Source organism: Phyllobacterium sp. SYP-B3895 (genome assembly GCF_009647635.1).
GTDB lineage: Bacteria > Pseudomonadota > Alphaproteobacteria > Rhizobiales > Rhizobiaceae > Phyllobacterium > Phyllobacterium pellucidum.
Genome location: NZ_WJIG01000002.1, coordinates 477,209 through 490,952, shown reverse-complemented (window position 1 = coordinate 490,952; position 13,744 = coordinate 477,209). Strand labels below are relative to the sequence as shown.

General features: G+C 58.9%; 15 protein-coding genes. 9 read left to right on the top strand and 6 right to left on the bottom strand.

Annotated elements, in window-relative coordinates; translation table 11 throughout:
- Positions 1-167 precede the first annotated feature (167 nt).
- Positions 168-2,384, top strand: coding sequence for an adenylate/guanylate cyclase domain-containing protein (locus tag GF108_RS08745; RefSeq protein WP_153667648.1), 2,217 nt, complete (start codon positions 168-170; stop codon positions 2,382-2,384).
- An 8-nt stretch (positions 2,385-2,392) separates the two neighbouring features.
- Here GF108_RS08745 and GF108_RS08740 read toward each other — a convergent pair whose 3' ends face one another.
- Both GF108_RS08740 and GF108_RS08735 read right to left on the bottom strand, forming a co-directional pair.
- Positions 2,393-2,902, bottom strand: coding sequence for a YHS domain-containing (seleno)protein (locus tag GF108_RS08740; RefSeq protein ID WP_153667647.1), 510 nt, complete (start codon positions 2,900-2,902; stop codon positions 2,393-2,395).
- 47 nt (positions 2,903-2,949) lie between these two features.
- Positions 2,950-3,540, bottom strand: coding sequence for an ankyrin repeat domain-containing protein (locus GF108_RS08735; protein ID WP_153667646.1), 591 nt, complete (start codon positions 3,538-3,540; stop codon positions 2,950-2,952).
- Positions 3,541-3,699: 159 nt separating this feature from the next.
- Here GF108_RS08735 and GF108_RS08730 point away from each other — a divergent pair, with 159 nt between their 5' ends.
- Positions 3,700-4,767 (top strand): HAD family hydrolase, encoded by a 1,068-nt coding sequence (locus GF108_RS08730; RefSeq protein ID WP_153667645.1) that lies wholly within the window; start codon positions 3,700-3,702, stop codon positions 4,765-4,767.
- Here GF108_RS08730 and GF108_RS08725 read toward each other — a convergent pair.
- A complete protein-coding gene (locus GF108_RS08725; RefSeq protein WP_027232432.1) occupies positions 4,759-5,184 on the bottom strand; it encodes a hypothetical protein in 426 nt (141 codons plus the stop codon). The genes GF108_RS08730 and GF108_RS08725 overlap by 9 nt on opposite strands.
- A 218-nt stretch (positions 5,185-5,402) precedes the next feature.
- On the opposite strand from GF108_RS08725, the gene GF108_RS08720 reads away from it, so the two are divergent.
- Complete coding sequence (locus GF108_RS08720) at positions 5,403-5,813, top strand: cupin domain-containing protein (protein ID WP_153667644.1); 411 nt, start codon at positions 5,403-5,405, stop codon at positions 5,811-5,813.
- Positions 5,814-5,998: 185 nt separating this feature from the next.
- Positions 5,999-6,676 (top strand): pentapeptide repeat-containing protein, encoded by a 678-nt coding sequence (locus GF108_RS08715; protein WP_153668226.1) that lies wholly within the window; start codon positions 5,999-6,001, stop codon positions 6,674-6,676.
- A 9-nt stretch (positions 6,677-6,685) separates the two neighbouring features.
- On the opposite strand, the gene GF108_RS08710 is transcribed toward GF108_RS08715, so the two are convergent.
- On the bottom strand, positions 6,686-7,258 hold the full coding sequence (locus GF108_RS08710) for an HdeD family acid-resistance protein (protein ID WP_036814795.1): 573 nt from the start codon (positions 7,256-7,258) through the stop codon (positions 6,686-6,688).
- Between the two features lie 113 nt (positions 7,259-7,371).
- Positions 7,372-8,094, bottom strand: a complete 723-nt coding sequence (locus tag GF108_RS08705) for a DUF930 domain-containing protein (RefSeq protein WP_172982598.1) — start codon at positions 8,092-8,094, stop codon at positions 7,372-7,374.
- Positions 8,095-8,573: 479 nt separating this feature from the next.
- Between GF108_RS08705 and GF108_RS08700 the strand changes: the two genes are divergently transcribed.
- The 3 genes from GF108_RS08700 to GF108_RS08690 are packed head-to-tail and all read left to right on the top strand — an operon-like array spanning position 8,574 to position 11,838.
- Entirely contained in the window at positions 8,574-9,032 is a 459-nt protein-coding gene (locus GF108_RS08700) for a (2Fe-2S)-binding protein (RefSeq protein WP_027232437.1), read from the top strand.
- A gap of 3 nt (positions 9,033-9,035) precedes the next feature.
- A complete protein-coding gene (locus tag GF108_RS08695; protein WP_153667642.1) occupies positions 9,036-11,192 on the top strand; it encodes a xanthine dehydrogenase family protein molybdopterin-binding subunit in 2,157 nt (718 codons plus the stop codon).
- Between the two features lie 10 nt (positions 11,193-11,202).
- Positions 11,203-11,838 carry a hypothetical protein gene (locus GF108_RS08690; RefSeq protein ID WP_027232439.1) on the top strand — a complete coding sequence of 212 codons (636 nt, stop codon included), beginning with the start codon at positions 11,203-11,205 and terminating at the stop codon, positions 11,836-11,838.
- A gap of 15 nt (positions 11,839-11,853) precedes the next feature.
- Here GF108_RS08690 and GF108_RS08685 read toward each other — a convergent pair whose 3' ends face one another.
- Positions 11,854-12,309, bottom strand: a complete 456-nt coding sequence (locus GF108_RS08685) for a PaaI family thioesterase (RefSeq protein WP_153667641.1) — start codon at positions 12,307-12,309, stop codon at positions 11,854-11,856.
- Positions 12,310-12,362: 53 nt separating this feature from the next.
- Between GF108_RS08685 and GF108_RS08680 the strand changes: the two genes are divergently transcribed.
- Both GF108_RS08680 and GF108_RS08675 read left to right on the top strand, forming a co-directional pair.
- Positions 12,363-12,911: a hypothetical protein gene (locus GF108_RS08680; protein WP_153667640.1), complete on the top strand. Its 549-nt coding sequence runs from the start codon at positions 12,363-12,365 to the stop codon at positions 12,909-12,911.
- 15 nt (positions 12,912-12,926) lie between these two features.
- Positions 12,927-13,742, top strand: coding sequence for an enoyl-CoA hydratase (locus GF108_RS08675; RefSeq protein ID WP_153667639.1), 816 nt, complete (start codon positions 12,927-12,929; stop codon positions 13,740-13,742).
- Positions 13,743-13,744: the final 2 nt, after the last annotated feature.

The window sequence follows — 13,744 nt, the reverse complement described above, 5'->3', positions numbered from 1 at the left end:
TAGAGCGCGGACCGATGGATTAAAGCAGAGCTGGTAAATATTAGCACTCGGCCTTGTTCCTGGCAGGCCGGCTTCGCGCTCACCCATTTGAGCGTAATGGCCTCTGCCTCCTACCTGCGATAAGATGCGAGAAGGAGTGACATTGTGCTCCGGGGAAAAACGGTGAAATGGAACGTCACCTAGCTGCCGTGCTCATCGCCGACGTTGCCGGCTATGGCCACTTGAGCCAGATCGATGAGGAAGGAACCCGCGCAAGGTTCCAGAGCGATCTGTACGAAGTCTTTGAACCCAAGATTGCCAAGCACCACGGCCGTCTGGTCAAGACCATGGGCGACGGGGTGCTGGTCGAATTCCACAGCGTCGTCGATGCCTTGCGCTGTGCGGTGGAGATCCAGCAGGAGAAAGCAAAGAGAAACGCAGGAGAACCCGCCGGTCATCGCCTCGATTTTCGCATCGGCGTCAATCTTGGCGATATTATCGTCGAGGGTGACGATATTCACGGCGACGGCGTCAACATCGCCGATCGCATTCAGGCACTTGCCGAGCCTGGCGGCATCGCCATCTCCGGAACCACTTACGATCACGTCAAATCGCGACTGCCCGTCGGCTATGTGTCTCTTGGCGAACAGAAGGTAAAGAGCATTGCCGAACCGGTACGCGTTTATCGCGTCGTGCTCGATCCATCCGCTGCGGGCAAGACGCTTGGAGCGCCTAAAAAGAAGCTCAACTGGCGGGTGCCTGCCGCGGCCGCGCTCCTCGTGCTCGTCCTTGCCGGGGGAGCGCTATGGTTCAAGCCCTGGACCCTGATATGGCCGGCGACGCCGGTGCAGCGTTTTGCCTATCCCTTGCCCGACAAACCGTCGGTGGCCGTGCTGCCGTTCATCAATGTCAGCGGAGACACTGAACATGATCATCTTGCCGAAGGCCTGACGGATGATCTCATCACCGAACTTTCGAAAGTATCCGGCCTCTTCGTCATCGCGCGCCATTCCGTATTCGCCGTCAGCACCTCGGCAAACAAGATACAGGACGTCGCTTCGGAACTCGGCGTGCACTATATTCTTGAAGGCACCCTGCAACGGGCGGACACCCGCCTGCGCATCAACGTCAAGCTCATCGATGCGGTAACGGGACTTTCCCTTTGGGCCGAGCGCTACGACCGGCAATATGCCGATCTCTTCGCCGTACAGGACGATGTGATCGGCAAGATCATATCCGCGCTCGAAGTGAAGCTCAGCGAGGGCGAGCGGGACCAACTCGCGCGCATCCCCACCGACAATCTCGAAGCGTACGACTATTACATGCGGGCCGAGCAGGAGGGATTTTTCTATGCGGATGTCGAGACTTATCGGCGAACCCTGTCATATTATCAAAAGGCGATCGATCTCGATCCACGCTTTGCCAATGCCCATGCGGGCATAGCGCGCGTCGCCGTCGACGTATGGCGCAACGACTACAATTTCCTCTGGTCGGCTGCGGTTGCCCGCAAGATTGCCTATGATGCGGCAGGCGAGGCACTGAAGATCGATCCCAATAATGCCCGGGCCCATACCGTGCTTGCGCTGCTGCAACTCGTCGATGGCCGTGAAGTGGAGGCGCGGGAATCCGCCAACCGGGCCGTCGCAACCCAGCCCAATGACCCCGAAGCTGTGGCAAACCTTGCTCTCATTCTTGCGCAAACCGGCAGCCGCGGGCAGGCGGTGACGGAAATGGACCGCGCGCTGCGGCTCGACCCGTCGCCGGAACCCAGCTTCAAACTGCTTGCAGGGATTGTCTACTACACCTCGCGCGAGAACGAGCGCGCGATCCCCTTGCTTGAGGCGGCGCGCGATTCTCTTCCCCGGGCGGAGCCGGCGCGCGAGTATCTCGCCGCCGCCTACGTCGATGAGGGGAAGCTGACGCCGGCGGCCGAAGAAAAGGCGAAGTTGATGGCGCTCTTCCCGGACGCCAACCTGACCTATTACAGCTATCTCTATGATTACTGGCAGAAGGAGGATCTGGACTACCATCTTGCCGGCTTGAAGGCCGCGCGGGTGCCGCAATGGCCCTTCGATTTCCAGGGAAATCAGGCCGACCAATTGAGCGAATCCCAGTTGAACGACCTGGTCAACAACAAGAAATGGGCAGGCAAGCACCGGAACGGTACGCAGTTCGTCCAGTTTTTCGACAGTGCAGGCAATACCGCCTATCGGAGCGCCAATACCAACATCACGGGCGCAGTTGAAATCCAGGGCAACCGGCTTTGCGAAAAATACCCGGGGTATTTTCGCGACCGCACTGTCTGCGGTTATGTCTACCGCAATACGACAACGGACGAGCGCGACTTGGATTATATCCAGGTCACGCCGCAATCCTTGAAGTATTTTTCCGTGGCGCCCTTATAGCCAAGGCTCTAGTTGGCTGGAGCTTCCCAATTCTTGTCCTGCTTTTCAGAGACAAGTGTCTGCTCGACCTCCGACCAGTGCTTTTGCGAGTCGGTAAGCTTGGTCGGGCTTTTCTCGAAACCCTCTGCCGTACCGGGGTCGTAGCTGATGTAAAGCTTGCCCTCGATTATGCGCCATGCCTTCGGATCGATGTTGGTCGTTACCGTGCCGAAGGAAACGCCGTCAGCGCAATAGCCGCCATACTGCGGGGCGTATTTGCCGGGATCCGCCTTGAACAGATCGCGGTTTTCGGCGTTGGCAAATTGCCAGGTCGCGCCCAGCCAATGGTATGAATATTGCGGGTTGCCTTGCACGGCGTCATGCTGGGTGAAATAGGCGACCGGGTCGTACCCTTTTATCGCCACGTCTCCGAAATATCCGGTATTGACGAATTCCTCGGCCACAACGGGCTGTGCGAACGAAAGCATGCCAATGGCCGCTGCCAACGCGATCGCGTATCTCCGCCTGTGATGTGACATTCCAATCCTCCAATTCATGAATCTGGACGGCCCGCAACGTCGCCGCGCTATTTGCGCTTGGTGCATTCGTCGTAAAGCCGCTCGCCGACAAGGTCGGCCTTCTGGCAGACAGCACCCGCCTTGATCAAAAGGTCGGCTGCATCCCAATGCTCACGCCAGCCCGCCTGGCTTAGAGGCGTGTAGCCATTCCGTTCCGTTGCCTCGACCTCGGCTTTGTTCGCCAGGAGAAATGCAACGATATCTGCATGGCCCTCCTCGGAGGCGGCATGCAGGGGCGACATGTGATAAAAGTTCTTCTGGTCGTTGACTGCAGCGCCCTTCGAAACGAGCAATTCCACCACGTCGAGATGGCCGCCATAGGCAGCAGCGTGCAAAGCGGTCAGGCCGCCCTTGTTACGGATCTCGATATCGGAACCACGTTCCAACAATAGCACGACCACATCCTTGCGACCATTCAATGCGGCAATGAGCAATGGCGGTTCGCCCGTTTCATCGGGTTCGCCCACCTTTGCGCCCTGGTCGATCAGTTGTTTCGCGCGAGCGACATCCCCGTCCCTGGCAGCATCATGCAGCGGACCCGCCCATGCGGCCGTGATCCCAAGCAGGATACCTAGAACGGAACCATAAAGAATCTTCATCCCACATCCTCCGCCCTATCTCGAATTCTCTTGAGCGGAATGACGATAAATTATCACGGCGATACCCACCGGACAAGGATTAGGCTTTTGCTTCACCCGAAAGGCGCTGCTCCTATTGTAACAGTAACGTACTTCCAGTTGTGCCGGGCGCGAGCGTTTATGAGTGAAAGTTACCTGTTGCCGGGAGGGGTCGCCGTGGGAAATTTCACAAAATCGGGATGGGTTCGCGTTCCTGGGCTCGCCAGGGTTTGGGCAATTCTTTTCGTCTTTGTGCTCCTCAACGCGGGTTCAGCGCTTGCACAATCCGACCCCCTGCCGTCGTGGAACGATGGGCCGAACCGCACAGCCATCGTCGATTTCGTCAAGCGCGTCACGACCGATGGTTCGGCCGATTTCGTGGCACCCGTCGACCGTATCGCCGTCTTCGACAATGACGGCACGCTATGGGCAGAAAAGCCTGTGCCTTTTGAACTTTTCTTTGCCTTGGACGAAGTCAAGCGTCTTGCGCCGGAGCATCCCGAGTGGAAGGACACGGAGCCCTTTAAGTCCGTGCTTGCCAACGATCTCGCCGGGGTCGAGGCCTCCGGCATGAAAGGCATGCTCGAAATCATGGCGGCGACCCACGCCGGTATGAGTACAGAGGCATTTTCAAAGACGGTCGCCGACTGGTTTGCTACGGCAAAACATCCGGTCCGTCAAAAGCCCTACGGTGAACTCGTCTACCAGCCGCAACTCGAATTGCTCGCCTATCTGCGTGACAATGGTTTCCGCACCTTCATCGTGTCGGGCGGAGGGGTGGAGTTCATGCGCGTCTTTGCCGACAAGATCTACGGCGTGCCGCCTGAGCAGGTGATCGGTTCTTCCGGTGTCGTCAAATATCAGCTTGGGGCCGACGGGAAGCCTGAGCTGATGAAGGAACCAAAGGTCGAATTCATCGATGACGGTCCCGGCAAGCCCGTGGGGATCAATCGCTTCATCGGACGCTGGCCAATCATGGCCATCGGCAACTCCGACGGCGACCGGGAAATGCTTGAATATACGACCGCAGGGAGCGGTGCGAGGCTGGCGGTCTATATCCATCATGACGACGCCGAGCGCGAATATGCCTATGACCGCACCGACAAGTTGGCGAAGTTCGACAAAGGCTGGGATGAAGCAGTCGCAAAGGGCTGGCAGGTCGTGAGCATGAAGAACGACTGGAAGGTTATTTTCCCGCCGTCAAAGTGATGCAAGGCGGCGACGCCCTGCCTGGTACCAGCGAGGGACGAGCGATGTCAGGCCTGAACAGGCGCGAGCGATCTCAGGGTGTTGCAACGACCATTGCTTCAGCGCTCGTGAGGCCGGGCTGCGTTCAAATGAATAGTGCCGGGATCTGTCATCGATCGGTATGCCGAATTCCCTGGCAAGCAGCTCCACATCCTCATCGAGGAAGAGGGGAAGCGATATGAGCGGTTCGGAATTTCTGCAGATGGCGTAGTAGCGCCTGCCGGGGACCTTCGACAGCACCAGATGCGAGCGCAGCGGGGCGCCATAACCAAAGGTGCGGCTCTCGAGCAGTTTGAGGTATGGACCGTCAGCGTGGACGGTACCGGTGAATGTGCGACCGCAAATCTCGATACGATAGAATTCGTGTCTGTCCGGCATGCAGTTCTCCTGACATTCAACCGAGGGTCTGACGCAGGGCACGCATAATGAGTAAGACGAATCATTGGCTTGCGGATGGATACTGATCGAACCGCTGGTTCGCCGCATCACCCGTGAGGGTGAACCACGGTAGTTTTCACAGCGGTTTCCCTGCCATTGCATGCTATGCTGGCGGTTAAAACGTGCATGACTTTCCCTTACCTCTCTTGGAGGCGATGATGGACGTAAAATCTAAACCGACGTGCCGGCTGGTCAAACCGCATCACACCTACGGCGGCAAGCAGGGACTGAATTACTTTGAAGGAATAGCCGCCGAGACGGTCGGATCGACGGGGATTTGCATGCATATATTGACAATCCCTCCTGGCGCGAGGGCCAAGGCGCACATGCACGAGTCCCACGAAACGGCAATCTATATGCTGTCGGGCGAGGCGCATACCTGGTACGGCGAAGGGCTCAAGGAACACATTATCGTCCATGCGGGCGAGCTTTTCTATATTCCTCCAGGCGTGCCGCATCTGCCGGCCAATCTCAGCAACACGCCTTGCACGGCAATTATTGCGCGCACGGATCCAAACGAGCAGGAAAGCGTTGTCCTTTTGCCGGAACTCGATGCGGTAGTGCCCTAGCAGCATACGCGTGAGCTGGCGCTAATGTATTTTTGCCTGTTGGATTAATTGGTTTCGGCAATGCGCTGCGCTATCTTGGCTGCCATGGCGTGACAGAATCGGAGTGCGGTATGAGCGTCTCAAAGGAAGTGGTGATGGAAGTCTCAGCTCCGGTAAAGCGGCAGAGCGCGTTCCTCGCCGCCTGCATGTTGACGGGTTGCACTATATTGCCGCTGGGACCTGCGTTGGCGGCAGATTGCGGTTCCACCGCGGCGCCGGGTTTGGACTGGACCGATTGCACCAAGCGCAACATCATGATTCCCGGCAGCGAACTCGAAGGTGCCAAGCTCTTCAGCACCGATTTTGCCTCTACCGACCTCAGCAACTCCAACCTCAAATCGGCAAACCTGGAAAAGGCGACACTGGTGCGGGCTTCGCTGGCCGGTGCCGCAGCCGAGAAGGCCAACTTCTCCAAGGTCGAGGCCTACCGCAGCAATTTTACCGGCATATCCGCTGAAGGCGCCAACTTCGCCAGTGCGGAACTGCAACGATCCGGGTTTGCAAAGGCCAAGCTGACGGGAGCGAATTTCGAAAAAGCCGAGCTTGGACGCGCCGATTTCGATGACGCCGTCCTGACCGGCGTACGTTTCTCGCTAGCCAATCTGTCCCGGGCAGACCTCAGTCATGCGACATTTGAAGGGCCGATCATCTTCGACCATGCCTTCATGTATCTGACGCGGATCGAGGGGCTCGATCTCTCGGCGGCGCAGGGGCTGGAACAGGGACAGATCGAACTCGCCTGCGGTGACGCCAAAACCACATTGCCTGCCGGCCTCAACCCGCCGTCGGGATGGCCGTGCCCGCCCGACGATCGCGACAACTGAGAAATCGCCTCAACTATGGCGTACTTTCCAGGCGAGCTGCGCCAGCGCCCCGCCGACGCTGATCAACTGGATGCCGAGTAGCAAACCGATGAGCCAGAGCGCTGTAACCGGCAGGCTTATCAGCAGGAACAGCGACAGAAGAATGCCGATGATGCCGCTGACGAGAACCCAACCCCAATGCGGGAACGGCCGGATCGTCAGGGAGAAGACAACCTTCGATATGCCTTCGATCATGAAGAAGACGATAAGCAGCAGCGTCACGGTGACGAGACCTTGCGCCGGATCGCGCAGGAACAGGAAACCGATCAGCACGGCAAGGAAGACGGAAATGAGTTGCAGCCAGAAATTCGGGACATGGCGGGCATAGAACAGCCCTATGCATTGCAGGATGCCGCTGAAAATAAGCAGCCAGCCAAGCAACAGAATAACCGCGACGGATGAGAACACCGGATAGATGATCGCCAGAACGCCCGCAACGACGAGCAATATTCCTTCGATCAGATACCACAGGGAGTACCGCTTGACGGTCGCCCGCATGGCTTCCCGATAGACTTCGGCTGCTTGATCCAATGACATCGACATCGTTGTTCTCCAGATGGAAATTGATCGACTGAAATGTGGCGACTTTCACCAGGTTACGCTGTCGGAACAAGTACGTAACAGTAACGGTGCGTGCGGGGCGCGATCATCGGGATCTAATCTAGAGGAAACTGCCGCCTGACCCATTCGCTTTTCGGCACGAGGCCACCCATCGCATAGCTGAACGCGACCACCTTCGTTCCGTCATTATCGACTTTGCAATGGAAGTCGAACTCGTACCAGTTCGAACCGTTGCGGAACGCACCACCGATGGCATCGAGTGTCGTGGTCGTATAGCTGCTTCCGCTCCCGCCGAACGGAACAAGTATGTCCGATCCGGGCCTCTGCCGGCGGATTTGTTCCATCGCCTCATACATGCACACCTGCTTCATGCGCTGCCGCGGCGGTAACCGTCCGAGCGCTTGCATGACGCGCGGGTTGAACAGCGCCCCGGCGGAGTAGAGTTCGCGCGCCACCACAAGTTTGCCGCGCCGCGATGCGGGCTTGGCCACAGCCGGTTTCTTGCTTTCATCCGGTTTTGAGACGGTAGACGCAGTTGGAGCCGGAGCTGGATTCGGCGCGGCAGCAGCATTCGCCTCGGCTGCCTTGGCATCGGCGGCAGCAAGTCCGTCCGGGCTTGTCCGGTCCGGTGCGCTCGGCGCGGCCTCAGTCGGCTTTCCACCCGCAGCGGCCTTGTTTTCCGGTTCCGCAGGCTTGTCAGTCGGGTCTTCGACAGGATCGCTCGGCGCTGACGGCGCCGGCTGCGGTTCCTTCACGTTCTGGTCCTTCTTTGCGGCAGCAGATTCGAACACCTGGACCAGTTTGGCGGGTTTGGCCATTTCAGGAGGCTTCTCCTGGGGCTTGGGGGGCGGCGGTGCCGGTGGCGGCGGAGGCGGCACAAGTGTCACGTCTACCTCCTGCGGGGGCGTTGTGACCGGCGAAGGCATAGGGAATCCCAGCACCAGCAACAGGATCACACCTATATGCACGATCGCGGAAAGGGGGGCGCCCCATCCCACTCTTCTTGATGATTTTTCCGCGAACTCGTGCATCGACTGTTTCCCGATCATCGGATCCTAAAAGTTCAGCATGAGCGGCGCAACTTCCACGCGCTACGAACGTTTAGCCCCGGATCAGGCCGGACAAACGAGCAAGGCTGCAGGCAGATTGATCCCGCCCTGGACGCAGCACTCTCACGATGGCGTGAGGTGATGACATCGCGTGGCGCAGGCGAAAAAAATCATGTTATGCCTTTAGCTCCACGAAGACACCAACTCAAGCAAGCACAAGCGTTGCAAGCCAGATGCGGAGTTCGACCATGATTACCTTCAAGCTAAATGGACAGGAACGGACTTTCGACGGGGATCCCGATACCCCGCTGCTCTGGGTCCTGCGCGATTTCGAAAAACTGACAGGCACAAAATACGGTTGTGGCATCGCCCAGTGCGGCGCTTGCACAGTCCATCTCGACGGATCGACCCGGCGCAGCTGCATTACGCCGATCTCGACGGTCGATGGATCGGAGGTCATCACCATCGAAGGCATCGAGGGCAAGGAAGCGGAGGCGGTTCGCAAGGCATGGATAGCGATAGACGTTCCCCAATGCGGCTATTGCCAGTCAGGCCAGATCATGTCGGCCGTGTCGCTCTTGCAGTTGACGCCGAAGCCCACTGACGAGGATATCGACGGTGCGATGGCCGGCAACATCTGCCGCTGTGCCACCTATCACCGCATCAGGCAGGCCATCCACAACGCCGCCGACACGATGGAGGGCTGAGCCATGACCTTCAATGCTCTCACAACGACGCGCCGTTCCTTTCTCGCCGGCGCTGGCCTCGTCATCGGATTCACACTCGCGCCGAAAGTCTTCAGCGCCTCCGCGCTAGAGGGCGTACAGGCGGGAGGCGACAAGAGCATTTCCCAGATCAACGCCTTCATAAAGATCGGCACCGACGACACCGTTACCGTGCTCTCCAAACACATCGAGTTCGGTCAGGGACCTTTTACCGGGCTTTCGACCATCGTCGCCGAGGAGCTCGATGCGGCCTGGAGCCAGATGCGCGCGGTTCATTCACCGGCCGACGACAAGATCTACGGCAATCTGGCATTTGGCCTGCAGGGCACAGGCGGCTCGACGTCGATCGCCAATTCCTATGACCAATTGCGCAAGGCGGGCGCAACGGCGCGTGCCATGCTGGTTGCGGCGGCGGCTGCCGAGTGGGGTGTTCCCGCAGTCGAGATCACGGTTGAAAAGGGCCGCATCAAACATGCGGGGTCCGGCAAGGAAAGCGGCTTTGGCGCATTTGCCGACAAGGCTGCCACGCAGACCCCTCCCGCTGAGCCGAAACTGAAGGACCCCAAGGACTTCGTGCTTATCGGCCAGGAATTGCCGAAGCTCGACACGGTAAGCAAAACCAATGGCACGGCTGTGTTCACCCTCGATATTACCGCCGACAACATGCTCTATGCTGTCGTCGCCCATCCGGACCATTTCGGTGCGACCGTCAAGTCGGTGGATGACGCGGCAGCGCGCAAGATCCCTGGCGTCCTTGACGTCAAGACGATCCCGCAGGGCGTCGCGGTCTATGCCGAGAACACATTTTCCGCCCTGAAGGGCCGCGACGCGCTCACGGTCGAGTGGGACCTGTCGAAGGCCGAAACGCGTTCAAGCGACCAGCTCGCCGCCGATTTCGCCAAGCTGTTCGGTACCGATGGGCATGAAGCCGCCAACACCGGTGACGTTGAAAAGTCGTTCAGCGGCAATGGCGTGCAGACGCTTGAAGCCGATATTGTCTTTCCATTCCTCGCGCACGCGCCGATGGAACCGCTCGATGCGGTATTCATCAAGGCGGCAGATGGATCGGTCGATGTCTTTAACGGCGCGCAGTTCCCCACAATGGACAAGAAGGTCACCGCGCAGGTGCTCGGCCTCGATCCTGAGAAGGTGCGGGTCAACACGCAACTCGCCGGCGGAAGCTTCGGTCGCAAGGCGCAATTTGGTTCGCCCTATATCGCCGAAGCGGCGGCGGTCTTCGCGGCGACCGACGGCAAGCGGCCGATGAAACATATGTGGACGCGCGAAGACGATATTCGCGGCGGGTTCTATCGGCCGATGTACATGCACAGGATGCGCGGAGCGATCGACGCGAACGGCAATGTTGTCGGTTGGGATCAGACAATCGTCGGCCAATCCATAATGGCCAAGGCCGACCTCGACGAAACCTCCGTGGAAGGAGCGGCCAACCTGCCCTATGTCATACCGAACCTGCGCGTCATCTCGCACAATGTGTCCCTTGCCGTGCCGCCGCTTTGGTGGCGGTCGGTCGGTCATACGCACACGGGCTTTGCGGTCGAAACCTTCATGGACGAGCTACTGCAGAAGGTGGGCAAGGATCCGGTCGAGGGACGGCTGGCGCTCCTGAGCAAGGAGCCGCGCCATATGGAGACCTTGAAGAAGGTTGCCGAAATGGCCGACTGGGGTTCCGCCGTGCCTGATGGGCGCCAGCGCGGTGTTGCGGTGGTCAAGAGCTTCGGCACCTATGTCGCGCAGATCGTCGAAGTGTCGACCGGCGATGATGGCGCGCCGCGGGTTCACAAGGTCTGGTGCGCCGTCGATTGCGGTGTGGCAATCAATCCCAACGTCATCAAGGCGCAGATGGAGGGCGGCATCGGCTATGGCGTCGGCGCGGTTCTTTTCGACGCCGTCACACTCGGCCAAGGCGGGAAGATCGTGCAGTCCAACTTCCACGATTACCGTTCATTGCGCATCAACGAGATGCCCGCGGTGGAGGTTGCGATCATATCTTCAAGCGAAAAACCGACTGGCGTTGGCGAACCCGGGGTTCCGCCTGTTGGGCCGGCCATCGCCAACGCTTGGCGCCGCCTCGGCCATGGCGCCGTGCGTCGGCTGCCGATCGTCAGTATCGGCTCGGTTTGAGGGGGGCGCCATGAACAGGAACCTCGCTTACGTCTCCGTGGCGGTTGCCATCAATGCCGCCCTTGCCGTCTCGAACATCTCGATGGCGCAGGATAATCCGGTGAACGCCCTGAAACCGGCATCTGCCTTTCAGGCTATTGCTGATGAAAATCAGCGCTCGGTGGCGCTCTTCGAAGAGGCCGGCAAGGTGATCCAGCATCCGCGCTGCGTGAACTGCCATCCGGCGACCGACAGGCCGCTGCAGTCGATGTCGATGCATGTGCACCAGCCGCCGGTCACGCGCGGCGAGGCGGGCATGGGCGTCCCCGGCATGATGTGCAGCACCTGCCATGGCCCGGAAAACGTCAAGGTTGTAGGGCAGGCCGAAACCATCAAGAGCATCCCCGGTAATGGCAACTGGCACCTGGCGCCCATCGAAATGGCCTGGGAGGGCAAGTCGCTCGGTCAAATTTGCAGCCAGATCAAGGATCCGCAGCGCAATGGCGGCAAGACTCTCGATCAGATCGTCGAGCATATGGCCCATGACGATCTTGTCGGATGGGGCTGGCAACCAGGCGAGGGACGCGAGCCTGTGCCGGGGACGCAGGCCGAATTCGGCGAGTTGATCCGCGCCTGGGTCGAGACGGGCGCTGCTTGCCCGTCGTAGGCATGCGCCAATCCGTTATTCAGGTGGAATAGAATAGGTCGATGTGGCGTGGGCGACGAGTTCGCCGCTCACTGCGCTTGTCATGGAGATATCGACGACAGCTAGACGTTTGCCAAGCTTCAGCACGCGTGCCGTGGCGTCGATTGCGCCAAGTTCCGGCTTGCGCAGGAAATTGATGTTGAGATTGATCGTGACAGCGAGCGCTACCGGACCGATCTGCGCGAGGATCGCTACATAGGCCGTAAGATCGGCGAGGGCGAAAAGTGTCGGCCCCGACACCGTTCCGCCGGGCCGCAGATGGCGGTCCTTCGGATCGAGGCGCATCGAGGCGAAGCCCTCACCTGCGTCGGTAACGATGAATGTCATACCGTCGGCATTTACCTGCGGAAATTCACGTTCCAGAAACGATGTCAGCGCTTCGACGTCCATCAACGGTGCCACAATAGCCCTCCCGATTGTTTTCTTTAGCATTTCGCTGCTATTTTCAAACTAAGCAACTGCATCGTCTTGACAAGGATGAGCGCATGAAACCGCCGGGATTAGTTGTTGCATCGTGCATCGCCGCACTCGTCTATGTCGGGGTGATCGCTACTCAAACACCGCCGCCGCCCATGCAGGCGATCGAGCCTTTCAGCCTGCCGGAGCGTCCCGTTGCGCTGACGGAAGACATAATCACGCGCTTTCTTTATGGTTTCGCGCCGGTTGCCGCCCGCGCGAGGGAGGTAAACGGGCAGGGTGAGGCGGCCCAGCGCCAGGCGGCGCTAGATGAAACAGCGGCCGAATTCGGCTTCACCAACTTTACCGACTGGGTAAACACCACCAACACGATCATGGTGACCTATCATTGGGCGACCAATCCCGATCCGCGCCTTGAAGTTGAAAAGGCGATTGACGCCATTCCTGCCATGACCAATCTTAACGATCAGGAAAAGGCTGATATGATCAACGGCTTGAAGGCGGGTCTTGCGCGCGTGGAAAGCGCGATGCCCACGCCGGAGAACCTTGCAATCGTCCAGCGCCATCTGCGAACGCTGAAGCCGTTCTATGATCTTTGGGCACCGCCCGGCCAATAATCCAAGAGGAGTTCGATGGGAGAAATTCACGCTATCCGCAAGGAAGAGCCCATGATCGCGTCGGAACTGTCGGACGGCATTCTGCAGCTGACTTTGCAAAATCCTCCGGCAAACGGGCTTTCGCTTGCCATGATGCAGATGTTGCTGGACCTGTTGCGATCTGCGCGCGAGGACGATCGTGTGCGTGTGATCATCCTCCGGTCCGGCCTCAAGCTTTTTTCCGCCGGGCACGATCTAAAGGAAATGACCGCGCATCGGAGTGACGAAGATCGCGGCCGCGCCTTCTTTGACGCCACGATGCGCCTCTGTGCAGAACTGATGCAGGAAATCGTCCGTCATCCGCGCCCGGTCATCGCGTCTGTCGATGGGCTTGCGACCGCGGCGGGGTGCCAACTCGTCGCATCGTGCGATCTGGCGATCTGTTCCGACAAATCGACATTCTGCACTCCAGGCGTCAATATCGGGCTCTTCTGTTCCACGCCCATGGTCGCCCTCTCACGCAATGTCTCACGCAAGCAGGCGATGGAAATGTTGCTCACAGGTGAAACCATCGATGCGTCGACGGCGCGCGAGTTCGGCGTCGTCAATCGCGTCGTGCCGCAGGAGTACCTCAATCAGATTGTCAGAAAATATGCGCAAAGTATTGCAGCAAAATCGCCTTTGACCGTGAAGATCGGCAAGGAGGCATTTTACCGTCAGCTCGAAATGGGGCTGACCGAAGCCTATGACTATGCGGCAGCTATCATGGTGGAGAATATGCTGGCGCGAGGCGCAGAAGAGGGTATCAATGCTTTTATCGAGAAGCGTTCGCCCGAGTGGAAAGGTGAGTAACC

Coding starts and splice junctions, on each gene's coding strand:
- GF108_RS08745 (WP_153667648.1), top strand. CDS start 168: ATGGAACGTCACCTAGCTGCCGTGCTCATCGCCGACGTTGCCGGCTAT.
- GF108_RS08740 (WP_153667647.1), bottom strand. CDS start 2,902: ATGTCACATCACAGGCGGAGATACGCGATCGCGTTGGCAGCGGCCATT.
- GF108_RS08735 (WP_153667646.1), bottom strand. CDS start 3,540: ATGAAGATTCTTTATGGTTCCGTTCTAGGTATCCTGCTTGGGATCACG.
- GF108_RS08730 (WP_153667645.1), top strand. CDS start 3,700: ATGAGTGAAAGTTACCTGTTGCCGGGAGGGGTCGCCGTGGGAAATTTC.
- GF108_RS08725 (WP_027232432.1), bottom strand. CDS start 5,184: ATGCCGGACAGACACGAATTCTATCGTATCGAGATTTGCGGTCGCACA.
- GF108_RS08720 (WP_153667644.1), top strand. CDS start 5,403: ATGGACGTAAAATCTAAACCGACGTGCCGGCTGGTCAAACCGCATCAC.
- GF108_RS08715 (WP_153668226.1), top strand. CDS start 5,999: ATGTTGACGGGTTGCACTATATTGCCGCTGGGACCTGCGTTGGCGGCA.
- GF108_RS08710 (WP_036814795.1), bottom strand. CDS start 7,258: ATGTCGATGTCATTGGATCAAGCAGCCGAAGTCTATCGGGAAGCCATG.
- GF108_RS08705 (WP_172982598.1), bottom strand. CDS start 8,094: ATGGCCAAACCCGCCAAACTGGTCCAGGTGTTCGAATCTGCTGCCGCA.
- GF108_RS08700 (WP_027232437.1), top strand. CDS start 8,574: ATGATTACCTTCAAGCTAAATGGACAGGAACGGACTTTCGACGGGGAT.
- GF108_RS08695 (WP_153667642.1), top strand. CDS start 9,036: ATGACCTTCAATGCTCTCACAACGACGCGCCGTTCCTTTCTCGCCGGC.
- GF108_RS08690 (WP_027232439.1), top strand. CDS start 11,203: ATGAACAGGAACCTCGCTTACGTCTCCGTGGCGGTTGCCATCAATGCC.
- GF108_RS08685 (WP_153667641.1), bottom strand. CDS start 12,309: ATGCTAAAGAAAACAATCGGGAGGGCTATTGTGGCACCGTTGATGGAC.
- GF108_RS08680 (WP_153667640.1), top strand. CDS start 12,363: ATGAAACCGCCGGGATTAGTTGTTGCATCGTGCATCGCCGCACTCGTC.
- GF108_RS08675 (WP_153667639.1), top strand. CDS start 12,927: ATGGGAGAAATTCACGCTATCCGCAAGGAAGAGCCCATGATCGCGTCG.